This window comes from Variovorax sp. Soil_C_33 (genome assembly GCF_057656935.1).
This window is the reverse complement of the sequence record NZ_JBDGJK010000020.1, coordinates 1-26491: the sequence shown is the minus strand read 5'-3', so window position 1 is coordinate 26491 and position 26491 is coordinate 1. Positions and strand designations below refer to the sequence as shown.

General features: G+C 67.4%; 30 protein-coding genes and 3 tRNA genes. 17 read left to right on the top strand and 16 right to left on the bottom strand.

Features of this window, described 5'->3' with window-relative positions:
- Positions 1–40: 40 nt before the first annotated feature.
- Entirely contained in the window at positions 41–955 is a 915-nt protein-coding gene (locus tag AC3A6B_RS25230) for an alpha/beta fold hydrolase (RefSeq protein WP_487839383.1), read from the bottom strand.
- Positions 956–1029: 74 nt separating this feature from the next.
- Here AC3A6B_RS25230 and AC3A6B_RS25225 point away from each other — a divergent pair, with 74 nt between their 5' ends.
- Genes AC3A6B_RS25225 through AC3A6B_RS25210 form a run of 4 tightly spaced genes read left to right on the top strand, consistent with a single transcriptional unit; the run spans position 1030 to position 3603 of the window.
- Positions 1030–2091, top strand: coding sequence for an aldo/keto reductase (locus AC3A6B_RS25225; RefSeq protein WP_487839382.1), 1062 nt, complete (start codon positions 1030–1032; stop codon positions 2089–2091).
- Positions 2088–2582: an aminoacyl-tRNA deacylase gene (locus tag AC3A6B_RS25220; RefSeq protein WP_487839381.1), complete on the top strand. Its 495-nt coding sequence runs from the start codon at positions 2088–2090 to the stop codon at positions 2580–2582. Before AC3A6B_RS25225 ends, AC3A6B_RS25220 begins: the two co-directional genes overlap by 4 nt.
- 19 nt (positions 2583–2601) lie before the next feature.
- A complete protein-coding gene (gene plsY, locus AC3A6B_RS25215; protein WP_487839380.1) occupies positions 2602–3243 on the top strand; it encodes a glycerol-3-phosphate 1-O-acyltransferase PlsY in 642 nt (213 codons plus the stop codon).
- A 6-nt stretch (positions 3244–3249) separates the two neighbouring features.
- On the top strand, positions 3250–3603 hold the full coding sequence (locus tag AC3A6B_RS25210; RefSeq protein ID WP_487839379.1) for a RidA family protein: 354 nt from the start codon (positions 3250–3252) through the stop codon (positions 3601–3603).
- Here the strand turns inward: AC3A6B_RS25210 and AC3A6B_RS25205 are convergent.
- A complete protein-coding gene (locus AC3A6B_RS25205; RefSeq protein ID WP_487839378.1) occupies positions 3597–4238 on the bottom strand; it encodes a retropepsin-like aspartic protease family protein in 642 nt (213 codons plus the stop codon). The genes AC3A6B_RS25210 and AC3A6B_RS25205 overlap by 7 nt on opposite strands.
- Positions 4239–4245: 7 nt before the next feature.
- Complete coding sequence (locus AC3A6B_RS25200) at positions 4246–4731, bottom strand: YajQ family cyclic di-GMP-binding protein (RefSeq protein WP_126838876.1); 486 nt, start codon at positions 4729–4731, stop codon at positions 4246–4248.
- Positions 4732–4775: 44 nt separating this feature from the next.
- On the opposite strand from AC3A6B_RS25200, the gene murB reads away from it, so the two are divergent.
- Positions 4776–5828 carry a UDP-N-acetylmuramate dehydrogenase gene (murB, locus tag AC3A6B_RS25195; RefSeq protein WP_487839377.1) on the top strand — a complete coding sequence of 351 codons (1053 nt, stop codon included), beginning with the start codon at positions 4776–4778 and terminating at the stop codon, positions 5826–5828.
- Between the two features lie 62 nt (positions 5829–5890).
- A complete protein-coding gene (locus AC3A6B_RS25190) occupies positions 5891–6604 on the top strand; it encodes a glycine-rich domain-containing protein (RefSeq protein ID WP_487839471.1) in 714 nt (237 codons plus the stop codon).
- Positions 6605–6623: 19 nt separating this feature from the next.
- Here AC3A6B_RS25190 and argG read toward each other — a convergent pair whose 3' ends face one another.
- The 4 genes from argG to AC3A6B_RS25170 all read right to left on the bottom strand — a co-directional run bounded on the left by argG (position 6624) and on the right by AC3A6B_RS25170 (position 9370).
- On the bottom strand, positions 6624–7961 hold the full coding sequence (argG, locus tag AC3A6B_RS25185) for an argininosuccinate synthase (RefSeq protein WP_487839376.1): 1338 nt from the start codon (positions 7959–7961) through the stop codon (positions 6624–6626).
- A gap of 15 nt (positions 7962–7976) precedes the next feature.
- Entirely contained in the window at positions 7977–8300 is a 324-nt protein-coding gene (gene ppnP / locus AC3A6B_RS25180) for a pyrimidine/purine nucleoside phosphorylase (protein WP_487839375.1), read from the bottom strand.
- A gap of 72 nt (positions 8301–8372) precedes the next feature.
- Positions 8373–8936, bottom strand: coding sequence for a hypothetical protein (locus AC3A6B_RS25175; RefSeq protein ID WP_487839374.1), 564 nt, complete (start codon positions 8934–8936; stop codon positions 8373–8375).
- A 77-nt stretch (positions 8937–9013) separates the two neighbouring features.
- Positions 9014–9370, bottom strand: a complete 357-nt coding sequence (locus AC3A6B_RS25170; RefSeq protein ID WP_487839470.1) for an ArsC family reductase — start codon at positions 9368–9370, stop codon at positions 9014–9016.
- Positions 9371–9417: 47 nt separating this feature from the next.
- Here AC3A6B_RS25170 and folC point away from each other — a divergent pair, with 47 nt between their 5' ends.
- The 9 genes from folC to AC3A6B_RS25125 all read left to right on the top strand — a co-directional run bounded on the left by folC (position 9418) and on the right by AC3A6B_RS25125 (position 16655).
- The gene (gene folC, locus AC3A6B_RS25165) at positions 9418–10713 is read left to right on the top strand and encodes a bifunctional tetrahydrofolate synthase/dihydrofolate synthase (protein ID WP_487839373.1); all 1296 of its coding nucleotides are present in this window, start codon (positions 9418–9420) and stop codon (positions 10711–10713) included.
- A gap of 61 nt (positions 10714–10774) precedes the next feature.
- Positions 10775–11626, top strand: a complete 852-nt coding sequence (locus tag AC3A6B_RS25160; protein WP_487839372.1) for an SPOR domain-containing protein — start codon at positions 10775–10777, stop codon at positions 11624–11626.
- 7 nt (positions 11627–11633) lie between these two features.
- Entirely contained in the window at positions 11634–12119 is a 486-nt protein-coding gene (locus AC3A6B_RS25155) for a CvpA family protein (RefSeq protein ID WP_487839371.1), read from the top strand.
- A gap of 12 nt (positions 12120–12131) precedes the next feature.
- The gene (gene purF, locus AC3A6B_RS25150; protein ID WP_487839370.1) at positions 12132–13652 is read left to right on the top strand and encodes an amidophosphoribosyltransferase; all 1521 of its coding nucleotides are present in this window, start codon (positions 12132–12134) and stop codon (positions 13650–13652) included.
- Between the two features lie 15 nt (positions 13653–13667).
- Positions 13668–14882 carry an O-succinylhomoserine sulfhydrylase gene (locus AC3A6B_RS25145; RefSeq protein WP_487839369.1) on the top strand — a complete coding sequence of 405 codons (1215 nt, stop codon included), beginning with the start codon at positions 13668–13670 and terminating at the stop codon, positions 14880–14882.
- Entirely contained in the window at positions 14879–16270 is a 1392-nt protein-coding gene (gene gltX / locus AC3A6B_RS25140) for a glutamate--tRNA ligase (protein ID WP_487839368.1), read from the top strand. Before AC3A6B_RS25145 ends, gltX begins: the two co-directional genes overlap by 4 nt.
- Positions 16271–16304: 34 nt before the next feature.
- Positions 16305–16380, top strand: a tRNA-Ala gene (locus tag AC3A6B_RS25135).
- Between the two features lie 51 nt (positions 16381–16431).
- Positions 16432–16507: transfer RNA gene (locus AC3A6B_RS25130), tRNA-Glu, on the top strand.
- A gap of 71 nt (positions 16508–16578) precedes the next feature.
- Positions 16579–16655, top strand: a tRNA-Asp gene (locus AC3A6B_RS25125).
- Positions 16656–17021: 366 nt separating this feature from the next.
- On the opposite strand, the gene AC3A6B_RS25120 is transcribed toward AC3A6B_RS25125, so the two are convergent.
- A complete protein-coding gene (locus tag AC3A6B_RS25120; protein ID WP_487839367.1) occupies positions 17022–17636 on the bottom strand; it encodes a DUF1294 domain-containing protein in 615 nt (204 codons plus the stop codon).
- A gap of 254 nt (positions 17637–17890) precedes the next feature.
- On the opposite strand from AC3A6B_RS25120, the gene AC3A6B_RS25115 reads away from it, so the two are divergent.
- Positions 17891–18379, top strand: coding sequence for a hypothetical protein (locus AC3A6B_RS25115; RefSeq protein WP_487839366.1), 489 nt, complete (start codon positions 17891–17893; stop codon positions 18377–18379).
- Here AC3A6B_RS25115 and AC3A6B_RS25110 read toward each other — a convergent pair.
- From AC3A6B_RS25110 to AC3A6B_RS25090, 5 genes are read right to left on the bottom strand one after another with little or no spacing between them, the layout of a single operon-like run.
- Positions 18376–19347 carry a D-2-hydroxyacid dehydrogenase family protein gene (locus tag AC3A6B_RS25110; protein ID WP_487839365.1) on the bottom strand — a complete coding sequence of 324 codons (972 nt, stop codon included), beginning with the start codon at positions 19345–19347 and terminating at the stop codon, positions 18376–18378. The two genes, AC3A6B_RS25115 and AC3A6B_RS25110, sit on opposite strands and share 4 nt — an antisense overlap.
- Positions 19344–20327: a Bug family tripartite tricarboxylate transporter substrate binding protein gene (locus tag AC3A6B_RS25105; RefSeq protein WP_487839364.1), complete on the bottom strand. Its 984-nt coding sequence runs from the start codon at positions 20325–20327 to the stop codon at positions 19344–19346. The genes AC3A6B_RS25110 and AC3A6B_RS25105 overlap by 4 nt, the downstream gene beginning before the upstream one ends.
- A gap of 29 nt (positions 20328–20356) precedes the next feature.
- Positions 20357–22444 (bottom strand): acetate--CoA ligase family protein, encoded by a 2088-nt coding sequence (locus tag AC3A6B_RS25100; protein ID WP_487839363.1) that lies wholly within the window; start codon positions 22442–22444, stop codon positions 20357–20359.
- On the bottom strand, positions 22441–23241 hold the full coding sequence (locus AC3A6B_RS25095) for an enoyl-CoA hydratase/isomerase family protein (protein WP_487839362.1): 801 nt from the start codon (positions 23239–23241) through the stop codon (positions 22441–22443). The genes AC3A6B_RS25100 and AC3A6B_RS25095 overlap by 4 nt, the downstream gene beginning before the upstream one ends.
- 10 nt (positions 23242–23251) lie before the next feature.
- Complete coding sequence (locus AC3A6B_RS25090; RefSeq protein WP_487839361.1) at positions 23252–24217, bottom strand: tripartite tricarboxylate transporter substrate binding protein; 966 nt, start codon at positions 24215–24217, stop codon at positions 23252–23254.
- A gap of 120 nt (positions 24218–24337) precedes the next feature.
- Here AC3A6B_RS25090 and AC3A6B_RS25085 point away from each other — a divergent pair, with 120 nt between their 5' ends.
- Complete coding sequence (locus tag AC3A6B_RS25085; RefSeq protein WP_487839360.1) at positions 24338–25099, top strand: IclR family transcriptional regulator; 762 nt, start codon at positions 24338–24340, stop codon at positions 25097–25099.
- Positions 25100–25118: 19 nt separating this feature from the next.
- Here the strand turns inward: AC3A6B_RS25085 and AC3A6B_RS25080 are convergent, their stop codons facing one another.
- Genes AC3A6B_RS25080 through AC3A6B_RS25070 form a run of 3 tightly spaced genes read right to left on the bottom strand, consistent with a single transcriptional unit; the run spans position 25119 to position 26311 of the window.
- Complete coding sequence (locus tag AC3A6B_RS25080; RefSeq protein ID WP_487839359.1) at positions 25119–25448, bottom strand: four-helix bundle copper-binding protein; 330 nt, start codon at positions 25446–25448, stop codon at positions 25119–25121.
- A 47-nt stretch (positions 25449–25495) separates the two neighbouring features.
- The gene (locus tag AC3A6B_RS25075; RefSeq protein WP_487839358.1) at positions 25496–25789 is read right to left on the bottom strand and encodes a copper-binding protein; all 294 of its coding nucleotides are present in this window, start codon (positions 25787–25789) and stop codon (positions 25496–25498) included.
- A gap of 30 nt (positions 25790–25819) precedes the next feature.
- Positions 25820–26311, bottom strand: coding sequence for a cupredoxin domain-containing protein (locus AC3A6B_RS25070; RefSeq protein ID WP_487839357.1), 492 nt, complete (start codon positions 26309–26311; stop codon positions 25820–25822).
- Between the last annotated feature and the right edge of the window lie 180 nt (positions 26312–26491).

Sequence of the window (26491 nt, the reverse complement as noted above, 5' to 3'; positions counted from 1 at the left end):
GGGAAACCGGGCATTTTCTCATGCCCGTCAAGCCCCGGTTTCAGGCGAGGAACTCTTCGATCAGGGCGGCCACCCGCGCGGGCTGGTCGTGGTGCAGCATGTGGCCGGCCTCCTCGACGCGGGCCAGCCGCACGTCGGGCACGGATCTGAGGCGTTCCTGGAAGTCGGCCAGGGTGTAGCGGCCCTTCCACCACTTGCCGAGGCTGTCGTCGGAGGCCACCACCGCCAGCACCGGCGCGGCGATGCCGGCGTAGAGCGCGAGCGCCTCGTCGACGCGGAAGAGGTTGGCGTTGATGATCTTGTGCGCCGGGTCGCCGAGGATCTCCCAGCGCTCGCCGCCCTCGGGCAGGTGCCGGGCGGCGGACCATTGGCCGGCCAGCCAGTCGGCCTTGTCCTGCGTGAGGCGCGGGTTGGTCTTCATGAGGCGCCGCGCGACGCCTGCGGGCGCCTGGTAGTTGGCGAGTGCCATTTCGCCTCGATGCAGGCGCTTGAGCTCGTCGATCCATTTGCCGTAGCGCTGCGGCGCTTCGTCCGGCTGCAGCAGCGGCATGCCGAAGCCTTCGAGGTTGACCAGCCGGCGCACCCGCTGCGGGCGCACGCCGCCGTACTGCATCGCGATGTTGCCGCCCATGCTGTGGCCGACCAGGTCGACCGGCGTCTCGCCCGCGTAGTGGTCGAGCAGCCAGTCCAGGTCGGCCAGGTAGTCGGGCATCCAGTAGTTGTCGACGCCGCCGCCCTCGGTGAGGCCGAAACCGCGCCAGTCAGGCGCGATCACATGGCGCTCCTCGGCCAGCGCATCGACCACGAACTGCCAGGAGGCGGCCACGTCCATCCAGCCGTGCAGCAGCACCAGCGGCGGGCGTTTCGGCGACGGTTGGCCCCAGACGCGCACGTGGTAGCGGAGGTTGCGCACGGGGATGAATTCGTTGAGGGAGGGGCGGATGGCTTGGTACATCCGGTCGATGATAGGGAAGCCAACCGAGCCGCGCAGTCCGGCGCAGGACACGCACCCGCTGTAGCATTTCGCGCATGCAAAAAATCCAACTCGGTCAGAGCGACCTCCGCGTCACGCCGATCTGCCTCGGCACCATGACTTTCGGCGAGCAGGTGGACGAAGCCACGGCCCACGCCATCCTCCACCGCTCGCTCGAGCGCGGCGTCGACTTCATCGACACCGCCGAGATGTACGCGGTGCCGACGCGCGAGGAGACCTACGGCGCGACCGAAACCATCATCGGCAACTGGTTTGCCAAGAATCCCGGCGCGCGGGCCAGGACCGTGCTCGCCACCAAGGTTGCAGGCCCCTCGCGCGCGACGCCCTGGGTGCGAGAAGGCAGCGGCATGACGGCGGCCGATATCGTCGCCTCCTGCGAGGGCAGCCTCCGGCGCCTGCAGACCGACGTGATCGACCTCTATCAGATCCACTGGCCCGAGCGGCACGTGCCGGCCTTCGGCAACATCTACTACGACCCGGCCAAGGAGCGTTCGCAAACCTCCCTCCGCGAGCAGCTCGAGGCGCTGGCGGGGCTGGTGAAGGCCGGCAAGGTGCGTGCCATCGGCCTCTCGAACGAGACGCCCTACGGCGTGCATGAATTCGTGCGGCTGGCCGAAGCGCACGGCCTGCCGCGCGTGGCCACGGTGCAGAACGTCTACAACCTGCTGAGCCGCGCGGCCCAGAACGGGCTCGACGAGACCATACACCGGCTCGGCGTTTCCTTCCTGGCCTATTCGCCGCTCGCCTTCGGGCTCCTGACCGGCAAGTACGACAAGAGCGGCATCCTCGGCCCCGATGCGCCTCAGGAGGCGCGCATCACGCGCTACGAGTCGGTGCGCAAGCAGCGCTGGGGCCGGCCCGAGTCGCTGAACGCGGCGCGCCGCTACAACGCGCTGGCGCGCGAAGTCGGCATGACGCCGACGCAGTTTGCGCTGGCCTTCTGCCATACCAAGTGGCTGGTCGCAAGCACCATCATCGGCGTGACCTCGGTGGCGCAACTCGACGAGAACATCGATGCCTGGGGCACGACGCTGACGCCGGAGGTGATGGGCGAGGTCGACAAGCTGCGCTGGGAAATGAGGGACCCTGCCATTTGAAAAAGAAGAAGGCCCACGTCAGCGAAACGCCCGCGACCGAGCTGCTGCGGGCGAACGGCGTCGCCTTCACCGAACACCCGTACGAGTACCTCGAGTACGGCGGCGCGCAGCACAGCGCCGAGGTGCTGGGACTCGATCCGTTCACGGTGGTGAAGACGCTGGTGATGCAGGACCAGGACGCCAGGCCGCTGATCGTGCTGATGCACGGCAACCGCACGGTGTCGACCAAGAACCTGGCGCGGCAGATCGGCGCCAAGTCGGTCGAGCCCTGCAAGCCGGAGGTGGCGAATCGGCACAGCGGCTACCTGGTCGGCGGCACCTCGCCCTTCGGCACGCGGCGGGCGATGCCGGTCTATGTGGAGTCGACCATCCTCGATCTGCCGAAGATCGCGATCAACGGCGGGCGGCGGGGCTACCTGGTCGGTATCGACCCGCAGGTCTGCGTCCGGCTGCTCGACGCCAAACCGGTGCAGTGCGCGCTGGCAGAATAGCCGGCCGCCTGGAGACACCGTGAGTTCCTACCTTCCCTCGCTCATCGCGATCGTTCTGTCCTACCTGCTCGGATCGCTGTCCTTCGCGGTGATCGTCAGCAAATCGCTCGGCATGGCCGACCCCCGCAGCTACGGCAGCAAGAACCCGGGCGCCACCAATGTGCTGCGCTCGGGCAACAAGGGGGCGGCGCTCGCGACGCTGCTGCTCGATGCGCTCAAGGGTTGGGTGCCGGTGTTCCTGGTCCATCGCTTCGGCGCCGATTTCGGCATGGGACCTGGCACGGCGGCGCTGGCCGGGTTGGCGGCCTTTCTGGGGCATCTCTACCCGGTGTTCTTCGGTTTCCAGGGCGGCAAGGGCGTCGCGACGGCGGCCGGTGCGCTGGTCGGCATCGAATGGCTGCTGGGGCTGGCAACCGGCACCACCTGGCTGATCATCGCCGTCTTCTTCCGCTATTCGTCGCTGGCTTCGCTGGTGGCGGCCTTCTTCGCGCCGGCCTATTACCTGATCGGCGGCGGCATCGCCTGGCCGCTGCATCCCACGGTGCTGGCGGCACTGGTCGCGATCAGCCTGCTGCTGATCTGGCGGCATCGCGAAAACATTCGCCGGCTCGCGGCCGGCACCGAGTCCCGGCTCGGATCGAAGACAAGGACACAGGAGTAATCGGCCATGGGCACCATTCAGCGCTTTCACGTCGGTCCGCGCCTCAGCGAGACGGCGGTTCACAACGGCACCATCTACCTCGCGGGCCAGGTGCCCGACGACACGACGCAGGACATCCGCGGCCAGACCTCGCAGGTGCTCGCGATGGTCGACCGCCTGCTGGCCGAGGCCGGCAGCGACAAGTCGCGCATCCTCATGACGCAGATCTTCCTGGCCGACATCGCCGACATCACGGCGATGAACGAAGTATGGGACGCATGGATCCCCGCCGGCCACACGCCGCCGCGCGCGACGGTGCAGGCGGCGATGGCCAAGCCGGCCTACAAGATCGAGATTGTCGTGACCGCCGCAGCTCAGTAGCGTTTTTCGAGGACCATCTGATCCGCGTCGCGCCGCATCGAGAAGCGGTTGATGAAGCTGTTGCCCAGCAGCACATAGGGCATCGGCTGCTGAGAGACCACCGCCTCGACGTCGTAGACCTCGACGTCGCCCACGCGCACCGAATTGAGCCGCAGTCGGTAGGCCTGCGCGACGCCGTTGGCCGTGTTCATGCGGATCAGCTGCCCCTTGCTGAAGTCGAGGCCGATGCGCTGCGCATCCGCAGCCGACAGGGCGACGCTGGTGGCGCCGGTGTCGAGCATGAAGTTGACCGTGCGGCCGTTGATCGTGCCCTGCGTCATGAAGTGCCCGCGGCTGTCGGCAGGCAGCACGATGCGGTTGCCGCCGCCACCGCCGGGGCCGCTGCCGCCGATGCTGACCGGCGTGTCCATGCGCAGCAGCACGCGCTTGCCGTCGGCCTCCACCGTCGCCTGCTCGGCGCCCAGCGAGAGCAGCTTGACGCCCTGGAAGGTTTCGCCGACTGCGACCGTCTTCGGCGCGCCGCCGTTGACGATCAGGATGGCGCGGCTGCCGATGGTGCCGGTGAGCATGACCGATTGGGCGTGCGCGAAGCTGCATGCCGCGGCCAGCAGCAGCAGCGGAAGGATCGGTTTCATGAGGGGACTAGTCCCGGAAGTTGTTGAAGGACAGCGGCATATCGGGCACGTCCTTCTTGATCAGCGCCATCGCGGCCTGCAGGTCGTCGCGCTTGGCACCGGTCACGCGCACCGCGTCGCCCTGGATCGCGGCCTGCACCTTGAGCTTGCTGTCCTTGATCAGGCGCTGGATCTTCTTGGCGGTCTCGCTCTCGATGCCGTTCTTGACCTTGATCACCTGCTTGACCTTGTCGCCGCCGATCTTCTGCACGTCGCCCTTGTCGAGGAAACGCACGTCGACGCTGCGCTTGGTGAGCTTGCTGCGCAGGATGTCCTCGACCTGCACCAGCTGGAATTCGGCGTCGCCGATCAGCGTGATTTCCTTGTCCTTGAGTTCGACGGCGGCCGCGGTGCCCTTGAAGTCGAAACGCGTGGCGATTTCCTTGGCCGTGTTCTCGACGGCATTCTTGACCTCGGGCAGATTGGGCTCGCAGACGGTATCGAAAGACGGCATGGACTCTCCTCGGCTTCGCTCTGTGTGAATGCGACAATTCTCCCATGATCGTGGAGCACAACGTACCGCTGCAGCAGCACAACAGCTTCGGCATCGTCGCGCGCGCCCAGCACCTGGTGCGCGTCGCGGGCGAGGCCGACGTGGCGGCGGTGCTGGCGGATGCAGAGTGGCGCGGCGCGGCCAAGTTCGTGCTCGGCGGCGGCAGCAACATCGTGCTGACCGGCGACGTCAAGCCGCTGGTGCTCAAGGTCGAGATCAAGGGCCGCCGGCTGGTCGAAGAGACGCCCCGCGCCTGGATCGTGGAGGTGGGCGCCGGGGAGACCTGGCACGAGGTCGTGCGTTGGACGCTGGATCAGGGATTCCCCGGCCTCGAAAACCTGGCGCTGATCCCCGGCACGGTGGGCGGCGCGCCGGTGCAGAACATCGGCGCCTACGGCGTCGAGCTGCAGGACCGCTTCGACGCGCTCGACGCCATCGACCTGGAAACCGGCCGCGCCTTCACGCTCGACGCCGCGCAATGCGCCTTCGGCTACCGCGACTCGGTGTTCAAGCACACGGCCAGCGGCGAGAACGATTTCGGGCTGAGCGGGCGGGCGCTGATCACGCGCGTGCGCTTTCGGCTGCCCCGCCCCTGGAAACCGGTGCTCGGCTACCTCGACCTGGAGCGCAAGATGGCCGAATCCGGCAACTTCACGCCCAGCGCGACCGAAATCTTCGACTGGGTCTGCGCCATCCGCACGGCCAAGCTGCCCGACTGGCGCGTGCTCGGCAATGCCGGCAGCTTCTTCAAGAACCCGACCGTCACGCCCGAGCAGTGCGCCGACATCATCGCGCGCGATCCGAAAATCGTGCACTACCCGATGGCCGACGGCAGCATCAAGCTGGCGGCTGGCTGGCTGATCGATGCCTGCGGCTGGAAGGGCAAGTCGGTCGGCAATGCCGGCGTCTACGAGAAGCAGGCGCTGGTGCTGGTCAACCGCGGCGGCGCCGCCCATCCGGTGACCGGCGGCGAGGTCATGACGCTGGCCAAGGCGATCCAGACCAGCGTCTACGAACGTTTCGGCATCCGGTTGGAGCCGGAGCCGGTGGTCGTGTGACGGAGCTGCTGCAGCTCAACTTCCGGCGCCGCATCCAGGCGCTACTGTGGGGCCGGCGGCTGATGTGGCTGGTCGCCATTCTGGTGATTCTGAGTTACCGGACCGCCGGCGCGCTGGTCGGCGCCAGCGCCATTGCGCTGGTGTTCGGCCATGCGCTCGCCGTCTGGGAATTGAGCGTGCGGCGCCAGTTCGTGCGCGAGGCCAGCTTCCCGCGCTTCCTGGCCGCCAAGCTGCGCGCTGCCTATCCGCAGCTGCAGGAGCGCGATTGCGACCTGGTGCTGCGCGGCCTGCGCCAGTTCTTCATGGCGCATCTGCGCAGCGGCCGCCAGTTCGTGGCCATGCCGTCCAAGCTGGTCGACGCCGCCTGGCACGAGTTCATCCTGCACACGCAGGGCTACCAGCGCTGGTGTGCGGCGGCTTTCGGCGGGCTGCTGCACCACACGCCGGCGGAGGTGCTGGGGCAGGACGCGCGTCGCAACGACGGGCTGCGCCGTACCTGGTACTGGACCTGCAAGGAGGAGAGCATCGATCCGCGCACGCCGGCGCGGCTGCCGCTCCTGTTCGCGCTCGACGCCAAGTTCGGCATCGAAGGCGGATTCCGCTACGTTCCGGACTGCAAGGACATCGATGCCCAGGCCGCCTCCGGCACCCACTGCGGCAGCAGCTTCGGCGATTCCGGTGGCGCGTCGGGCGATTCCGGCGGCTTCGGCGGCAGCGAGTCGAGCGGCGGGGATGGCGGCGACGGCGGCTCGGGCTGCGGCGGAGGCGGCGACTGACCGCAGCCCCCGCTCAGGCTTACTCGCGTTCGTCGTTCTTCAGCCGGGGCAGCGAAGCGCCATGGCCCGAAGACAGCAGCCCGGCCTGCGTGTAGATCGCCAGTTTGTCGCGCGTGTCGACGATGTCGAGGTTGCGCATCGTGAGCTGGCCGATGCGGTCGGCCGGCGAGAAGCTCGATTCGCCTTTTTCCATCGTCAGCCGCTCGGGCTTGTAGGTGAGATTGGGCGACTCGGTATTGAGGATCGAGTAGTCGTTGCCGCGGCGCAGCTCGACCGTGACTTCGCCCGTCACCGCGCGCGCCACCCAGCGCTGCGCGGTCTCGCGCAGCATGATGGCCTGCGGGTCGAACCAGCGGCCCTGGTAGAGCAGGCGGCCCAGGCGGCGGCCGTGGTCGCGGTACTGCTCGATGGTGTCCTCGTTGTGGATGCCGGTGACCAGGCGCTCGTAGGCGATGAACAGCAGCGCCAGGCCGGGGGCCTCGTAGATGCCGCGGCTCTTGGCCTCGATGATGCGGTTCTCGATCTGGTCGCTCATGCCCAGGCCGTGGCGGCCGCCGACGCGGTTGGCTTCCAGCAGCAGCTCGACCAGGCTCGGATATTCGACGCCGTTGATCGCGACCGGGCGGCCCTCCTCGAAGCGAACGGTGACCTCTTCGCATTTGACTTCGACCTCGTCCTTCCAGAAGGCCACGCCCATGATCGGCTGCACGATCTTCATGCCGCTGTTCAGGTGCTCCAGGTCTTTCGCCTCGTGCGTGGCGCCGAGCATGTTGGAGTCGGTCGAGTAGGCCTTCTCGGCCGACATCTTGTAGGCGAAGCCGGCCTTCTGCATGAATTCGGACATCTCGGCGCGCCCGCCCAGCTCGTCGATGAAGACCTGGTCCAGCCAGGGCTTGTAGATCTTCAGCGCCGGGTTGGTGAGCAGGCCGTAGCGATAGAAGCGCTCGATGTCGTTGCCCTTGTAGGTGCTGCCGTCGCCCCAGATGTGGACGTCGTCTTCCTTCATGGCCGACACCAGCATGGTGCCGGTGACGGCACGGCCCAGCGGCGTGGTGTTGAAGTAGGTGACGCCGGCGGTGGTGACGTGGAAGGCGCCGGCCTGCAGCGCGGCAAGGCCTTCGGCGGCGAGCTGCGTGCGGCAGTCGACCAGCCGCGCCTTCTCGGCGCCGTAAAGCATGGCCTTGCGCGGGATCTCGTCGTAGTCCGGCTCGTCGGGCTGGCCCAGGTTGGCGGTGTAGGCGTAGGGAATGGCGCCCTTGTTGCGCATCCAGTGCAGCGCGGCGCTGGTGTCGAGGCCGCCTGAAAAGGCGATGCCAACCTTCTGGCCGGCGGGAACGTTCTGAAGAATGGTCGACATGAGAGGAATCCCGGTTCAGCCGAAGTGGCAGATGTAGCTGTAGGGCTCGCCGCTCACGCGGATCTGGAAGCTGGAGTTGCCCGGCACGTTGAACTTGTCGCCCGGCCCCGAGCTTGCCCATTCGCTGCTGCCGGAGAGCAGGTATTCGCAGCGGCCCCCGGTGCCTTCCATGACTTCGGGCGCGCCGGTGTTGAAAGTGAGCGTGGACGGAAGGATCACGCCCACCGATTTCTTGCTGCCGTCGGCGAGCGTGAGGCTATGGCTCACGCACTTGCCGTCGAAATACACGTTCGCCTTGGTCGCTACCGCGGCGCTGTGAAGGGATTCGGTTGTCGTCATGGGAAGGAAGGCCTGGCGCCGGTGGAAAGCCCGTGATTTTAGGCTGTACCGGCAGGCCTTCCGGCCCGGGGCTCAGCGCCAGCGGCCGTGGTAGCCGCCGCGATAGCCGCCCCATCCGCGGGAGTAGCCGAGGTTGAGCGAAATGCCCACCGGCGGATAGATATAGGGCTGCGGATAGTAGGCGGGAGCCACGTAGACCGGGGCCGGGGCGTAGTAGACGGGTGCCGGCTGCGTGTAGACCGGAACCGGCTGGCTGTAGACCGGCGCCGGAGCGCCGCCGCCCGAGACCACCACGCCCGGCTCGGGCACCACGTTGTTCCAGTCGGGTTGGCCGGCCTCGGCGGGACGGGGCGCCAGCTGCGGCTGGGGCGCCACCGGCGAAGTGGTGGCGACGCCGTAGTCGCCGACCTCGATCGGGATACTGGCGCCGGGGCGGGTGTCGGTGATCGTGGTGTACTGCCGGCCGCCGTATTCGTAGGTGACGTTGTAGCGGGTGGTGCCGGTCGCTTCGTGCTGGGGCGTGGCCGAGATCACGCGGGCCCAGACCTGCTCCGCCTGGGCCAGGCTGGCGGTGCCGGCCAGGGCTGCCAGGAGCGAAAGGGCCGTGGTGTTGCGAATGGTTTTTTGCGTGCGCATGTCGGAAACTCCTGAGGTTGGGGCGCAAGCCCCGCTGAAGCCGGTTGGACGCGAGCCGAGGGCCAGGGTTCAACCGTTTACACGGCGTGGTCTTTCTTCCATTGGGCGGCGTCGAACCCTGTGCTAACGCCGTGCAGCGGGCCCCAGTTGACCACCGGGCGCTTGATCAGGCTCGGATTGGCGAGCAGCGCCGCACGCGCCGAGGCGGCATCGACCACCGAGGCGCGCGTCGCATCGTCGAGCCGACGCCAAGTGGTGCCGCGGCGGTTGACCAGGGCCTCCCAGCCGGGCGCGCGCAGCCACTGGTCAAGTTCGGCCTCGGGCACGCCTTCCTTCTTGAAATCGTGGAAGCGGTAGGCCACGCCATGCTCGTCGAGCCAGGCGCGGGCGCGTTTGACGGTGTCGCAGTTCGTGATGCCATAGAGCGTAGTCATGCCCGCGATGATGCCCGCGCGGCGGGTCGGCGACAATTCCGGCCTCCATGAAAAGCCTTGCCGACTGGCTCGCGCACGCCGAGCGCCTGCATCCCAAGAACATCGAGCTCGGGCTCGACCGCGTGCGCGCGGTCGCCCTGAAGCTCGGCCTCGCCTTCGGCTGCCCGGTGATCACCGTGGCCGGCACCAACGGCAAGGGTTCGACCTGCGCGATGCTCGAGTCGATCCTCACGCATGCGGGCTACCGCACGGCGGTGTTCACCTCGCCGCACCTGGTGCGCTTCGAGGAGCGGCTGCGCCTCTCCGGCGAGGCGGTCGACGGCAACGCGCTGTCGACGCATTTCGAGGCGGTCGAGCAGGCGCGCGGCGAGGTCGCGCTGACTTACTTCGAATTCACGACGCTGGCCATCCTGCTGTGCACGGCGGCGAGCAAGCCCGACGTCGCGATCCTGGAAGTCGGCCTGGGCGGCCGGCTGGATGCGGTCAACATCGTCGACGCCGACTGTGCCGTGATCACCAGCATCGACCTGGACCACATGGATTTTCTCGGGCCGGACCGCGAAAGCATCGGCTTCGAGAAGGCCGGCATCATGCGCGCCGGCCGTCCCGCAATCGTCAGCGACCCGATGCCGCCGCAAAGCGTGATCGATCACGCGGAGGCCATCGGCGCCGATCTCTGGCGCGCGGGCCGCGACTTCAACATCTCGGGCGACAAGCAGCAGTGGGGCTGGAGCGGCCGCGGCCGCCGCTACAGCGGGCTGGCCTATCCGGCGCTGCGCGGCGCCAACCAGCTGGTCAATGCGGCCGGCGTGCTGGCCGCGCTGGAATCGCTGCGGCAGCGGCTGCCGGTCACGGCGCAGGCCGTGCGCACCGGCCTCGCGATGGTCGAGCTGCCGGGGCGCTTCCAGATCGTTCCGGGCGAGCCGGCGCTGGTGCTCGACGTGGCGCACAACCCGCACGCGGTCGCGGCGCTGACGGAGAACCTCGACGCGATGGGCTTCTATCCGACCACCCATGGCGTGTTCGGCGTGATGGCCGACAAGGACCTGGCGCCCATGTTCGCCCGCATCGGGCCCTTGATCGACCGCTGGTACTTCACCGATCTGCCGACCGCGCGCGCGGCCAAGGCGGCCGATCTGCTGGCCCGGTGGCAGGCGCAGAACACGCGCGCCGACGCCTCGGCCAGCGTGCACCCGGCACCGATGGAAGCCTTGCAGGCGGCCATCGATCGCGCAGACCCCGCTGATAGAATCGTCGTCTTCGGATCGTTCTTCACAGTGGGTGGTGTGCTCGAGCACGGAACACCTCGTCTGCGGGCTCGGCACTTGTCGCCGGGCTCCTGATTGGCCTGATTTCCGGCGCCTTTTCCAACTCACGCTGCACTCCATCAGGGAAACGAATTTCATGGCGTTCTTCAAGTTCCGCAGCCGCGGTCCGCAGGCCAACGAAGGGCGAAACACCAGCGTCGCAGCGGCGCCGGCGGAAAGTATCGAGGCGATGCGCCGCCGCGCGCGGCACCGGCTTCTGGGCGCCGCGGTGCTGGTGCTGGTCGGCGTGATCGGCTTCCCCTTGTTGTTCGACACCCAGCCTCGCCCCGTGTCGGTCGACATCCCGATCGAGATTCCGGATCGCAGCAAGGCCAAGCCGCTCGCCCCGCCTTCGACGCCCGCGCCCGCAACGACCACCACGCCGTCGACCGGCGCGAGCACGGGTGCCACAGCGCCCTCCGGCGGCGGCATGATCACCGAGTCGGCGGACGGTGCCGAAATCCCACCATCCAGGCCGGTACCCGGGGCGCCGCCCGCCGACACCAAGCCGGCCGCACCCGTCGCCGAAGCGAAGCCGGAACCCAAGCCCGAACCCAAGCCGAAGCCGGAGGTCAAGCCCGAAGCGCGCGCCGAGGCCAAGCCCGAAAAGCCGGCGCCGGCCAAGCCGGCCGATGACGGCAACCGCGCCCGCGCCTTGCTCGAAGGCAAAGCCGCCGCCGCAGCAGCAGCCAAGCCCGCCGTCGCATCCGACGACAGCGGCCGCTTCGTCGTCCAGGTCGGCGCCTTCGCCGATGCCGACAAGGCGCGCGAGGTGCGGCAGAAGCTGGAAAAGGCCGGGCTCAAGACTTACACCAACGTCGCGAAGACGGCCGACGGCGAGCAGCGCACGCGTGTGCGCGTCGGCCCCTTCGGCACGCGCGCCGAGGCGGACAAGGCGGCGAGCCGCGTCAAGGGCTTGTCTTTGTCGGCCTCCGTCCTCAGCTTGTAGAACTGGCGTGGCGCTCTTCGACTGGATCGCCATCGTGCTGCTGGTGGTGTCGATGCTTTTCGGCCTGGTGCGCGGCCTGGTGTTCGAGGTGATATCGCTGGCGGGCTGGGTCGCCGCCTTCTTCTGCGCGCAGTGGCTGGCGGACGATGCTGGAGCTTGGCTGCCTTTCGGCGACCCGGCGGCCAGCTGGCGCTATGCGGCGGGGTTCGTGCTGGTGTTCGTCGCGGTGGCGTTCGGCGTCGGGCTGGTGGCAGCGATCACGCGCAAGCTCATCGCGGCCGTGGGGCTGCGGCCGGTGGACCGCGTGCTGGGCGCGGCCTTCGGCGTGGCGCGCGGGGCGGTCGCCCTGCTGGCCATGGCGGTCGTGGTTCATTTGCTGGCGTTGAGCGACAGTGCCTGGTGGCAGGAATCGCGCAGCGCCATTGTTCTCGATGCGGCATTGCAGGGCCTGAAACCCGCGCTGCCTGAAAAGTTGGCAAGCTACCTGCCCTGAGAGGATCGCTTCATGTGTGGAATCGTCGGCGTTGTCAGCAACGCACCCGTCAATCAGCTGCTCTATGACGCGCTGTTGCTGCTGCAGCACCGCGGCCAGGATGCGGCCGGCATCGTCACCCTGCTGGAACGCAAGTTCTTCATGCACAAGGCCAAGGGCATGGTGCGCGACGTGTTCCGCACGCGCAACATGCGGGCGCTGCCGGGCAGCGTCGGGCTGGGGCAGGTGCGCTATCCGACCGCCGGCAATGCCTACAGCGAGGAAGAGGCGCAGCCCTTCTACGTGAACGCGCCCTTCGGCATCGTGCTGGTGCACAACGGCAACCTCACCAATGCGCATGCGCTGCGCGCAGAGCTGTTCTCGACCGACCATCGCCACACCAACACCGAGAGCGATTCCGAAGTGCTGCTCAACGTGCTGGCGCACGAGCTCGACCGCGTGACGCGCGACGGCATGCTCACTTCCGAGACGCTGTTCGCCGCTGTGCGCAACGTGCACCGCCGGTTGCGCGGCTCCTATGCCGTGGTGGCGCTGATTTCAGGCCACGGCCTGCTCGCTTTCCGCGACCCCTACGGCATCCGGCCGCTGGCGATGGGCCGCAACGCCGACGGCACCGTGATGGTGGCCAGCGAATCGGTGGCGCTCGAAGGCTCGGGCCACGTGTTCGAACGCAACATCGCGCCGGGCGAAGCCGTGTTCATCGACCTGCAGGGCCAGGTGCATGCCGAGCAATGCGCCGAGTCGCCGACCCTGAATCCGTGCATCTTCGAATTCGTGTACCTGGCGCGGCCGGATTCCGTGCTCGACGGCATCTCGGTCTATCAGGCGCGCCTGAACCTCGGCGAAACGCTGGCCAAGCGCGTGGTCTCGACGGTGCCGCCGAACGAGATCGACGTGATCATCCCGATCCCCGAATCGAGCCGCCCGAGCGCGACCCAGCTCGCGCACCTGCTGGGCGTCCCGTACCGCGAAGGCTTCGTGAAGAACCGCTACGTGGGCCGCACCTTCATCATGCCGGGGCAGGGCGTGCGCAAGAAGTCGGTGCGCCAGAAGCTCAATGTGATCGCGAGCGAGTTCAAGGGCCGCAACGTGCTGCTGGTCGACGACTCGATCGTGCGCGGCACCACCAGCCGCGAAATCGTGCAGATGGCACGCGAGGCCGGCGCGCGCAAGGTCTACCTCGCGAGCGCCGCGCCGCCGGTGCGCTACCCCAACGTCTACGGCATCGACATGCCGACCAAGGACGAACTGGTCGCGCACGACCGCACCATCGAAGAGGTGCGCGAGCTGATCGGCTGCGACGCGCTGATCTACCAGGACGTCGAAGGCATGAAGCGCGCCATCCTGAAAGCCATGCCGGGCACGGCGGGAACGCTGAAGCTCGACGGCTTCGATGCCTCGTGCTTCGACGGCGTCTACGTGACCGGCGACATCGACACCGAGGCCATCACGCGCATGAACGGCAACCGTCCCCGCATCGAGGAGACCGAGGAAGACTCCTCGCGCCTCGCGCTGCCCAATCTGAGCGAATAGAAGAAGAACCACGACGTGACCGACCGATCGTTGCCCCCAGGCCTGCACCGCGACACGCTCGCGGTGCGCACGGCGCTCGAGCGAAGCCAGTACGGCGAGAACTCGGAGGCGCTGTTCCTCACGAGCAGCTTCGTGCAGCCCGATGCCGAGACTTCGGCGCGCCGCTTCGCGGGCACCGAGGAAGGCTTCACCTACACGCGCACCTCGAACCCGACGGTCGCGAGCTTCGAACAGCGCCTGGCCGCGCTCGAAGGCACCGAGGCCGCGATCGGCGCGTCGAGCGGCATGGGCGCGATCCTCATGATGTGCATGGGGCTGCTGAAGGCCGGCGATCACGTGGTGTGCTCGCGCTCGGTGTTCGGCTCCACGCTCAACCTGATTGGGCGCGAGTTCGGCAAGTTCGGCGTTGAGACCACTTTCGTCTCGCAGACCGATGTCGCCGAATGGAAAGCGGCCATGCGACCGAGCACCAAGCTGCTCTTCGCCGAGACGCCGACCAATCCGCTGACCGACGTGTGCGACATCCGCGCGCTGGCCGATCTCACGCACGACGCGGGCGCGCTGCTGGCGGTCGACAACTGCTTCTGTTCGCCGGCCCTGCAGCGGCCCACCGAATTGGGGGCCGACCTCGTGATCCATTCGGGCACCAAGTACCTCGAAGGGCAGGGCCGCGTGCTGGCCGGTGCGATCTGCGGCCCGGCCAAGCTTATCAACGACGTATTCGGCCCGGTAGTGCGCACCGCGGGCATGGCACTGTCGCCCTTCAACGCCTGGGTCGTGCTCAAGGGGCTCGAAACGCTGGGCATCCGCATGCAGGCGCATTGCGCCGCGGCGCTCGCGCTCGCGCAGTGGCTCGAAACGCAGCCGGGCATCACGCGCGTCTACTACCCCGGCCTGGCCTCGCATCCGCAGCACGAGCTCGCGATGCGCCAGCAGTCGGGGCAGGGCGGTGCAGTGGTCTCCTTCGACGTGCGGGGCGACGAGCCGCAGTCGGCGCGCGCCAACGCTTTTCATGTGATCGACAGCACGCGCGTGCTGAGCATCACCGCCAACCTCGGCGACACCAAGACCACCATCACCCATCCGGCCACCACCTCGCACGGCCGCCTCACCGAGGCGCAGCGCCAGGCGGCCGGCATCGGCCAGGGCCTGGTCCGCGTGGCGGTCGGGCTGGACCATATCGACGACATCAAGGCCGACTTGCTGCGCGGCTTGAGCACCCTCGCATGACGCAAAAGACCCGTACCCGCTTCGCTCCCTCGCCGACCGGCTTCATTCACCTCGGCAACATCCGCTCCGCCCTCTACCCATGGGCTTTCGCGCGCTCCACGGGCGGCGACTTCATCCTGCGCATCGAGGACACCGACCTCGAGCGCTCCTCGCAGGCGGCCGTCGACGTGATCCTCGAAGGCATGCAATGGCTGGGCCTCGACCACGACGAGGGCCCGTACTACCAGATGCAGCGCATGGACCGCTACAAGGCGGTGCTGGCCGAACTGCAGGCGGCAAACCAGGTCTACCCCTGCTACATGAGCGTGGCCGAACTCGACGCGCTGCGCGAGAAGCAGATGGCTGCCAAGCAGAAGCCGCGCTACGACGGCACCTGGCGCCCGGAGCCCGGCAAGACGCTGCCACCCGTCCCCGAGGGCGTGCAGCCGGTGCTGCGTTTTCGCAATCCACGCGGCGGCGTGGTGGCCTGGGACGACAAGGTCAAGGGTCGCATCGAGATCGGCAACGACGAGCTCGACGACCTCGTGATCGCACGCCCCGACGGAACGCCCACCTACAACTTCTGCGTGGTGGTCGACGACATCGACATGGCCATCACGCACGTGATCCGCGGCGACGACCACGTCAACAACACGCCGCGCCAGATCAACATCTTCCGTGCGCTCGGCAAGGAGCCGCCGGTCTACGCCCACCTGCCGACCGTGCTCAACGAGCAGGGCGAGAAGATGAGCAAGCGCAACGGCGCCAAGCCCGTCACGCAGTTCCGCGACGAAGGCTTCCTGCCCGATGCGATGGTCAACTACCTCGCGCGGCTCGGCTGGAGCCATGGCGACGACGAGATCTTCACGCGCGCACAGTTCATCGAGTGGTTCAATCTCGATCACCTGGGCCGCAGCGCCGCGCAGTTCGACGAGGCCAAGCTGCGCTGGGTCAATGCGCAGCACCTGAAGGCGATGGCCGACGACGCGCTGGCGCCGCTGGTCACGGCCCAACTGCAGACGCTCGACATCGCGGCCGACGATCGGCTGCCTGCGATCTGCGGTCTTTTCAAGGATCGCTGTGACACCACGGTCGCCCTCGCGAACTGGGCTGCCGCCTTCTACGCCGACGTCGCGCCGAGCGAAACCGATCGTGCGCAGCATGTGACTGACGCCGTGCGCCCCGCGATCGCGACGCTGGCCGACAAGCTCGCGAACGTCGCCGCATGGGACAAGGCGGCGATCGCAGCCGCCATCAAGGAAGTGCTGGCCGCGCACGGCCTCAAGATGCCTGCGCTCGCGATGCCGGTGCGCGTGCTCGTGATGGGAACGCCACAGACGCCGTCGCTCGACGCGGTGCTCTCGCTCTTTTCTCGTGAAACAGTCGTCACGAGATTGAAAGCGGCCTGATTTTTCAGGCTATAATTTGAGGCTCGACACCCAAGGGGGTATAGCTCAGCTGGGAGAGCGCTTGCATGGCATGCAAGAGGTCAGCGGTTCGATCCCGCTTACCTCCACCATCAGGGCGTCGAGAAAACAAGCGCTGATCGCAGCGCGGTTCCGAAGGTTTTGACCCTATCGTCTAGAGGCCTAGGACACCACCCTTTCACGGTGGCTACCGGGGTTCGAATCCCCGTAGGGTCGCCAGTTTTCACCGAGTGGTGAAGCAGGCACAAGTCGCAGCACTTGGCTCCATGTGGAGCGAACGTTGTCTACCAGGAGTGGTAGTTCAGTTGGTTAGAATACCGGCCTGTCACGCCGGGGGTCGCGGGTTCGAGTCCCGTCCACTCCGCCAAACATCAAGAGGGTTAGCAGTTACCAGGCTGCTAGCCCTTTTTGCTTGTGGGTCCCCGGAAGAAGGGGTCTGCAGGGGACCAGGACCTGTCGCCTCCAGGCTCAACGGTCCCGCGTAGACCAGCGAACGCCCGGGTGAACGGAATGCCGTTGAAGGTGTGTGTGCAGCACTTGCATTGCGGGACAAGGCTGGAAGGGCTCATCGATCCGCTCATAGAGATACATCCTGCCACGCGCGTGATGAACACCATGCGCAGTAGTGTTCACTTTGCGAAAGAGCGGAGGCTTGGATGGAGACATGAAATGCAGCTTGACGTTTGACTTGAGCAGACGGTCGTGGGCGCCCGCTCGAAGGAAGGATTCGACCTCAGGCTCGCGCCCACAAACTACTCAGCGGAGAGCTCAAAGCCACGAAGCCAAGCGCATTGAGAACGACCGTTGCCCAGAATACGCTGCGGAACTCAGCCTTGGTGGACTTGTGACGCAGGCACTGTTGCGCGAGGAGCGCGCCTGGCCATCCCCCAGCAAGGGCCAGAAGGTGAAGAGTGCTTTCCGACGTGCGCCGAGCTTGGCGGCGTGCAGCCGACTTGTCGACTGCGTAGGCCAGGAACGTGAGCGCACTGCCAACGACGTAGACAGCGGCAAACCAGAGGGGTGGTCTCCAGAGCAAGCTGACTGCGACGAACAGGATCAAGAAGACAGGAATGGCGAACAGCGAGGCGACTCCCCACTGGGCCTGAGATTCGCCACGCGACTTGAGGCGCGTGCGGACGGCCCGCACGGGTGCAACGTTCTTTGCACGTTTCTTGCCCTGAGGCCCGAGTTCAATCTCGAACGAGAACACCTGATTGATCTGCGGCCGGCCAGTTCGGGCCTTGAACGCCTTGACGTGGACGAAGATCTCCTGCCCGCCTTGAGTGGACTCGATGAATCCGAAGCCGCGCTCGTCGTTCCATGTCTTGAGAGTTCCTTCAAAGCGCATGAGAGTCTTGATGAGGGGCTAGCGCTTGGCGTGATGGGCGGGGGGACGTGGAAGTACTCGTGCGAGACGGGAGGAATGACAGGATAACTTGGCGTCCGGCTCGAAGAGATCCTCGAATCAGTAGTTAAGTTCTACCTTCGCGCGGCCGAGCATTTCTCGGTCGCGGCTGTGCGATTCTTCTGTTGCCAAAAATTGACGAGTTGCCCGAGTTTCCAGTGCAGAAGACGTGCGCATCAGCGCTGCTCGCCCCACACTTGAGCCTGTCGCAAAAAGAGGCTGACATGGAAAATCTGGATCTGGAAACGATCGAGAAAGCTAGGACTGCCATCGAAGAGGTGATCGCAGGTCGAAGCCTGGGGGTGCAGGCCGTGCCCTACTTCGCGCCCACCGATCTGGGCGTCCTTCCGTCATCCCAGCAGGAGGCGGAGCTTCGGCTCAAGGAAGAGAACGATTACGGCAATCGCGTACGTGCCGGCATCCACATGAGCCTGAGTGCCGCAGAGGCCGCGCTGCGGGTTGCCGAGACCTTGCTGAGGGACGCTGCCTACTTCACGCCGAGCGAGCGCAAGCAGGAGCTTGCCAAGTGCGCGAACCGTGCGCGAAGGGCAAGCGCCTCCGCATCGCACGCGGCGGCCGTTCTTGCCGGCGAAGAAGCGCCGAAGACCGATGCGATGATGGAGATCAAACGGCTCGGGTCGGCCATGTTCCAGCGCTTCGGCCAGACGTCCGAGGACAAGCCCTAAGCCGTCGGCAAGACCGAAGGATTGAGCGCCTCTTTCAATCTTCCCTCGGCAAACTGGTTGATGTGGTCGAAGGCGATGCCGAAGTAGCGCTCGTAGTTGTCGCGTTCGACGTAGCCGATGTGCGGCGTGCACAGCGCGTTGGGCAGGTGCACGAGCGGATGCGCGGCACCGCGCACTGGTTCTTCCTCGAACACGTCGACGGCTGCGAAGCCGGGCCGCCCCAGCATCAGCGCGCGCTCCAGCGCACCGGCGGCAATCAGCTCGGCGCGGCTGGTGTTTACGAGCAGGGAGCTGGTCTTCATGCGGCCGAGGTCGTGGTCCGTGACCATGCCCCAGGTGTGCGCGTTGAGCCTCAGATGCAGGCTGAGCACGTCGCTTTCGGCGAAGAAGGCTTCGCGCGAGGGCGCCACTTCGAAACCATCCGCGCGGGCCGCCGAGGTCGAGCCTTCGCGGCCCCACACCCAGACCTTCATGCCGAACACGCGACCGTAGGCAGCCACCTGGCGGCCGATGCGCCCGTAGCTCCACACGCCCAAGCGCTGGCCGCCGAGCTGCTGGCCTAGATGGCCTTGCCATCGGCCTTGTCGAAGGCGCGTGGCTTCATCGAGCAGGTGCCGGCGACTCGCCAGCGTCAGCGCCCAGGTGAGCTCCGCCGTGGCCGAGCCTGCGCCCCTGCCTTCCGTCACCACCACGCCGCGGCCCGTGCAGGCCGCGAGATCGACGTGGCCCGCGAGCTTGCCGGTCTGGCAGACAAGGCGCAGCTTCGGCAGGCGTTCGAGCAGCGCCGTGTCGATGCGCGTGCGTTCGCGCGTGAGCACGATGGCCTCGGCATCCGCGAAGCGTGCGGCGAGCTCGTCGGTGCTCTTGACCGAGTCGTGGAAGATGCGGACCTCGTGTCCCGCCAGCTTGCCGAAGCAGTCGAGCGTGCGGACGCAGTCCTGGTAGTCGTCAGGGATGGCGATGTTCATTGCAGCGTGATGTTGAGTTGCTCGACGGTGCGCTTCCACAACGCCAGGTCGTCGCGCACCAGTGCCGTGAACTCGGCCGGCGGCATGCCGCCGGGCTCGATGCCCTGGGCCTGGAAGATCTCGCGCACCTCCTGCGTATCGAGCGCGCGCTTGACCTCGGCGTAGAGCCACTGCATGACCGGCGCCGGCGTGCCGGCCTTCAGCAGCAACCCGTACCAGCCATGTACGTCGAACCCCGGATAGCCCTGCTCGGCCACGCTCGGCACCTCGGGCAGGCCGGCGAAGCGCGACTTGGGTGCCACCGCGAGCGCGCGCAGCTTGCCGGCCTTGATCTGCGCCAGCGCCGAGCTCATGTCGAGAAACATGAACTGGATCTGTCCGCCCAGCAGGTCCTGCACCGCCGGGCCCGCGCCGCGGTAGGGCACATGCGTCGCGCGGATGCCCGCGCGCTGCGCGAACAGCGCGGCTCCCAGGTGCGCCGAGGTGCCGTTGCCCGAGGAGCCGTAGGAGAGGCTTTCGGGTTTGGCCTTGGCCATCGCCACCAGGTCCTGCAAGGTCTTGGCCGGGAAGTCCGGCTTCACGACCACCGCATGCGGAATGAAACCCACCACCGTGAGCGGCGCGAAGTCGCGCAGCGTGTCGAAGGGGTAGTTGGGCATCAGCGCCGGATTGGTGACCGCAAGGATCGAGGGAAACACCATCGTGTAGCCGTCGGCCGGCCCGCGCGCGACCTCGCTCATGCCGATCACGCCGCCGCCGCCCGGCTTGTTGTCGACGATCACCGGCTGCCCCATGCTGGTCGCCATGTTCTTGGCGATGGCGCGCGCCATCAGGTCGGTCGGGCCGCCGGCCGCGAAGGGCACGACGATGCGGATGGGCTTGGACGGAAAGGCCTGTGCGTTCGCCAGCAGCGGCAAGGCCGCCAGCGCGAAGCCGACGACATGGTTGAAGTTTCGGCGCGAAATGCGGTTCGGGTTCATGGTGTCTCCGTTCTTTGTTGTGGATCGAATCAGGGCGCGAGCACGGCCACGCCGTCGGCGGCGCGCACGCCTTGCCCCTGGGGCAGCACGAAGATCGGATTGATCTCCGCTTCGATGAGGCGTTCGCCGAGCGCCGCCGCCATCTGCGAGAAGCACACGATGGCCGAGACCAGCGCATCGACATCGCACGCCGGCCGGCCGCGAAAGCCGTCGAGCAGCGGCCAGGTCTTGAGCTCGCGCACCAGCGCGCCGGCTTGCTCGCGCGACAGGCCGCTGGGCGGCAGCATCCTGAGCGTGGTGTCCTTCAGAAGCTCGGCCGTGACGCCGCCCATGCCGAGCAGCACGGCGCAACCGAGCGGGTCGCGATGAAAACCCAGGATGAGTTCGACGCCGCCGCTCACCATCTCCTGCACGATGAACTGCCGCGGCCGAACGCCCGCGCGCGATTCCACATCGACGGCCATGCGTTCCAGCCGCGCGCCCACCAGCTCGGAATCGACATTGACGGCCACGCCGCCCACATCGCTCTTGTGCGTGATCTCGGACGACAGGATCTTCAGCACCACCGTGCCGCCGAGTTCGCGCGCAGCATGCGCTGCCTCCTGCGCATTCGCAACGACACGCTCGCGCACGCAAGGAACGCCGAAGCGTTCGAACAGCTGCTTGGCCTGCGCTTCGTTCAGCGACCCGCGGGGCAGGTCGTCGATGCCTGCCGGCGCCGGAAGCGCGGAGCCCGCCGCGGGCGCGGCCCACAGCGCCCGCTCGCGCATCGCGGCCAGCGCGCTGGTGCAGCTCTCCGGCGCCATGAAGGCCGGCACGCCGCGCTGGTTCAGCAGGCTCGCGATGCCGGGCGCGTGCGGACTCACGTAGGCCAGCAAGGGCTTGTCGCTGCCCGGCAGGCTGTCGTGGATGGCGTCGGCCATCAGGTCCGGCATCGCGAGACCCGAAGAGCCCACGATCACGACCACCGCGTCGTAGGACGGACTCGCGAGCAGCGCCTTGATCGCGCCGCGCAGCAAGGCGGGCTGCAGGCCGGCGAGCGTGACGTCGATCGGATTGCGGTCGAGCACCGCATGCTCGCCCGACTGCAGCGCGCGCAGGCTAGCCGCGGTTTCCGCATCCGGCGCCGGCGTTTCGAAGCCCGCGCTGCCGAGGCTGTCGGCCACCAGCGTGCCGGCGCCGCCCGTCGAGGTGAGCACCGCCACGCGTTTGCCGCGCGGCACGCGCGCCGTCGCCAGCGCTGCGGGAATGTCGAGCAGGTCGGCAAAGCTCTGCGCGCGGAGCACGCCGACCTCGCGGAACAGCGCGTCGTACATGCGGTCCGCGCCGGCCAGCGCGCCGGTATGCGACACGGCGGCCGTGGCGCCGGCCTCCGAGCGGCCGACCTTGAACACCACCACCGGCTTGCCCTTCTGCGCCGCCTTCAGTGCCGCCGCGCGGAACCTGGCCGGATGGCGCAGGCCTTCCATGTAGAGCGCGATCACCGAAGTGGCTTCGTCGTCCGCGAGGTGGTCGACGAAATCGGCCAGGTCGAGATCGACCTCGTTGCTGGTCGAGATCAGCTTCGACAGGCCGATGCCGCGCGCCGCCGCACGCGAGAGCAGGGCGCCCAGGATGCCGCCGCTTTGCGAGACTACGCCGATGTGGCCGGCCTCGAAGCCCTCCATCTCGAGCGCGCCGGTCGCCGACAAGGTGATGCTGTCGGTGAGGTTGACCAGGCCGATCGTGTTGGGTCCGAGGATGCGCATGCGGCCCGCGGCTTCCATCAACTGCTGCTGGCGGCGCGCGCCTTCTTCGCCGACCTCGGTGTAGCCGCTCGCCAGCACGATCGCGGCCGAGGTGCCGCGCGCGGCGAGTTCGCGCACCGCTTCATGCGCGCGCTCCGCGCCCAGGAGCACGATGCCGACGTCGGGCGCCTCGGGCAGCGACTGCACATCGGGGTAGCTCTTCAGTCCGCCGATCTCGGCAGCGCGCGGATTCACCGGGTAGATCGCGCCGGTGAAGCCGTGCTTGGTCAGGTAGGCGACTGGCCGGCCGGCCGTCTTGGACGGATCGGCCGAAGCGCCGATCACTGCCACGCTGCGGGGCTTGAGGAGGCGCGCGATCGCGTCGTTCATGCCGATTTCTCCTTCGTGCCGACATTCAGGAAGGCCAGCACCGCATCGCGATGTTCCTGCGTCGTGTAGCAGATGCCCTGCGCCTGGCTGCCCCGCGCGAAGACCTGCTCGGCCGGCAACTCGAAGCTCTGGTCGATGATGGATTTGCCGAACGCCAGCGCCGCCGCCGAGCCCTGCGACAGTTCGCCTGCCCAGGCCTGCGCATCGGCCAGCAGCGCATCGGGCCGGCACAGGCGATCGGCAATGCCGAGCTGCAGGGCCTCGGCGGCTTCGACCTTGCGCCCCGTGAAGATCAACTGCTTGGCGCGCGACAGGCCGACGCGCCGCGGCAGGAAGTACATGCCGCCGCCGTCGGGGATCAGCCCGCGCTTGATATAGCTCCAGGCGAAGCTGGCTTCTTCGGAAGCGATGACGAAGTCGCAGGCCAGCGCCATATCGGCGCCCAGGCCGTTGGCCGAGCCGTTCACGGCCGCGATCACCGGCTTCGGCATCGTGTGCAGCAACGCGACCGAGTGATGTACGCGCTGCTGTCGCGTCCAGCCGTTGAAGCCGACTTCGCCGGCCGGTGCGTCCATGCGCCGCTGCATGCCGGCCACGTCGCCGCCGGCGCAGAAGCCCTTGCCGTTGCCGGTCAGCACGAGTGCGCGGATCTTGGCGTCGCCGGCAACCTGTTCGAGCGCGGCGATGAGCTCGCTGCGCATCGCATCGCTGATGGCGTTGCGCTTCTCGGGGCGGTTGAGGGTAAGGGTGGCGATGCCGGCCTCGACCTTCAGCTCGATCTGGGTGGATGTGTTCATGATGGGTTCTTCAATCGACTGTGATGTTTCCGTCCTTGACGACCTTGCGCCAACGCACCTCCTCGGCCCGCACGTAGCGATCGAGTTCCTGCGGCGTGCCGACGTTGACCGCCAGGCCTTCCGCCTGGGTCTGCTTCACGAAGGCGTCGGCCTTCACGGCACGGCGCACCGCGTCGTTCAGGCGCGCGATCACGTCCTTGGGCGTGCCGGCCGCCGCATAGAGGCCGTACCAACTCTCCGCCGCGTAGCCCGGCACGCCGGATTCGGCGAGCGTGGGCACGTCGGCATAGGCCGGCGAACGATGCGCGGTGGTCACTGCGAGCGCGCGCATCTTTCCCGCGCTGACGAAGGGCCGCGCGGCAGCTGCGGTGGCGAACATCATGTCGACCTGGCCGCCGAGCAGGTCGGTCATCGCCGGCCCCGCGCCACGGTAGGGCACGTGGGTGATGTTGACCTTGGCCAGGCTCTTGAAGAGCTCGCCGGCCAGGTGCGCCGAAGTGCCGTTGCCCTGCGAGGCGAAGGTCAGCGAACCCGGCTTGGCCTTGGCAGCCGCCACCAGCTCCGCGACCGTCTTGTAGGGCCGGTCGGCGCGCACCACCAGCACGTTGGGCGAGACGCCGATCAGCGCGATCGGTGCGAAGGCCTTGTCCGTGTCGTAAGGCAGCTTGGGTTGCAGCGCGGGATTGACGGCGTGCGCGAAGGTGGCCATCACCAGCGTGTAGCCGTCGGGCGCGCTCTTGGCGACGGCGTCGGTGCCGATGATGGTGCCCGCACCCGGCTTGTTGTCGACGATGACGGGCTGGCCCAGCGCTTCGCTCAGGCCGATGCCGAGCGAGCGCGTGATGGCGTCGGTGCCGCCGCCGGGCGCGAAGGGGACGATGACGCGCAGCGGCTTGTCCGGGAAGGCCGCGAGGGCGGGTGGCGCAGTGAGCGCCGCGAACGCGAGCGTCGCGGCGAATCGAAGGAATGCATGCATGGATGTCTCTCTTTCTCTGGGTGAATCGATGTGTCCAAAGCTTAGGACGCATACTCGGCGAACGCACCCGCCTCATTCCACTGGATGGAATTAGAGAGGAGGCGCGCAAGGAGACATCGCATGGCGACCCCACCCAACCGCTCGCTCGAACGCGGAATCGAGATCCTCCGCGCCTTCCGTCCCGGCTCCACGCTGCTCGGCAACGGCGAGCTCGCGGAGCGCACCGGCCTGGCACCGGCCACCGTGAGCCGCCTCACGCAGACGCTGGTTGGCGCCGGCCTGCTCGAGCATGACCGCTCGGCGCGTGCCTACCGGTTGGCGGCGCCGGTGCTGAGCTTCGCGCACGCCATGCGCACCGGCTCCGCCGTGCTGCAGGTGGCCGCGCCGCGGATGCGTGCCGTGGCTGAGAAGCTGCACATCAACGTCGGGCTCGCGGTCGCCGACCGTTCCGAGATGCTGTATCTCGAATCGATCCGCTACAACAAGAAGGCGTCGCTGCGCAGCGTAGTGAGCGGCCAGCGCGTGCCGATCGAACTCACCTCGCTCGGGCGCGCCTGGCTGGCCGTGGCGCCGCAGGCGCGGCGTGCCGAACTGCAGAAGGAATTCGAGGCGCGCCGCGGCGACTGGCCGCGGCTTCGCAAGGAGATAGACAAGGCGATCGACAGCGTGCGCCGGCGCGGCTGGTGCGTGGCCTCATGGCAGCCCGAGATCGTCGCCCTCGCCACGCCGCTGGTGCTCGAGAACGAGCGCGTGCATGTGCTCAATGCCAGCGTCTCCACCACCGACCCGGCGAACGAGGTGGCGCTTGCGCTGAGTGCGCCGCTGCTGGCGCTTCGCGAGCAGATCGGTGCGGCCTTGCGGGATACGCCGTTTGCCAGATGAGGAACCCTTTGCAGGCGGCCTAGTGGACCATCTTCTGGCACTCGTCGGCACAGCGGTGGCAAGCCTTTGCGCAGTCCTTGCAATGCTTCGCCTTGTGCTTCGCGCACTCGTCGCCGCAAGCCGTGCAGATCTCGGCGCACAACTTGCAGATGGCGCTCGCGTAGGCGCTGCCGCGCGCCATCGCTGCAGCGGCCAACTGGCAGATGGCAGCGCAATCGATGTCCAGCGCGATGCACTTGGCCATCATCTTCACGTCGTCCTCGGCCAGGCAAGCCGCGGCGCAGTGATTGCACGCCGTCGCGCAATCGTTGCAGGCAGCGATGCACTGGGCGTATTTCTCGTGTGACATGGCGTTCTCCTTGGGTTGAAGTGCCGGCCGAGCCGGCGAACCGAGACCTAGCGCGCCGCTTCGAGCCTGGTGACGGTGAACTTGCCGTCGATCTTCTCGGCCTGGAAACGGACCTTGTCCCCGGCCTGGACCTTGTCCAGCAGGGCATCTTCCTTCACCTGGAAGACCATCGTCATGGCAGGCATGTCGAGGTTCTTCATCGGACCATGCTTGAGCGTGAGCTTCTTGCCTTCCTTGTCCACCTTGCGGACCTCGCCCTCGGCGAGGTCGCTGGCGGAGGCCAAACCGGAGAGGGCGAGTGCAGCAACGGCTGCGGCGAGAGCGGTACGAATGTCGATCATGTGAGTTCCTTCGGAGTGGGTCGGGGTTGACTACTTGCGAGCGGCGGCCTTGGTCACGTTGACGGCGCCTTTCATGCCGGCGTCGTAGTGACCCGGCTGCAGGCACGCGAAGTCGACTTTCCCGGCCTTGGTGAACTGCCAGACGATCTCGCCGGTCTTGCCGGCGGCGAGCGTCACCATGTTCGGATCGGCGTGTTCCATCTCCGGGTTCTTCTTCATGACTTCGTAGTGCTCCTTCAACTCCTTCTCGGTGCCGAGCACCAGCTCGTGCTTGAGCTTTCCGGAGTTGGTGACGACGAAGCGCACCGTCTCGTTCTGCTTCACGTCGATGCTCGAAGGGTTGAAACGCATGCCATCGGTCATGTCGACGTTCACGGTGCGTGTCGCCTTCGCAGCGACGCCCGGCTTGCCGATCGCGTCATCGTGGCCATGGCCGCCGGCATGGGTTCCGGCCGCAAAGGCGCCGGCTGCGGCAAGAGCAGCAAGTGCGGCGATGACGGTGTTTTTGAGATTGGATTTCATGATGTCTTCGAGAGAGAAGGGTTGAATAAAGCGTCAGTGGCCCGAATGGGCCCTGACGGGTTTGCGAACCTGCACTTCGATGTTCTTCGCGGGCATGTTCTGCGCGGGCATGGCGGCCGCGCCGGCGCCGCGCGCCCGAGGCGGCTCGGGCAGTTGCCCATCCAGTTCGTAGGCCACCGT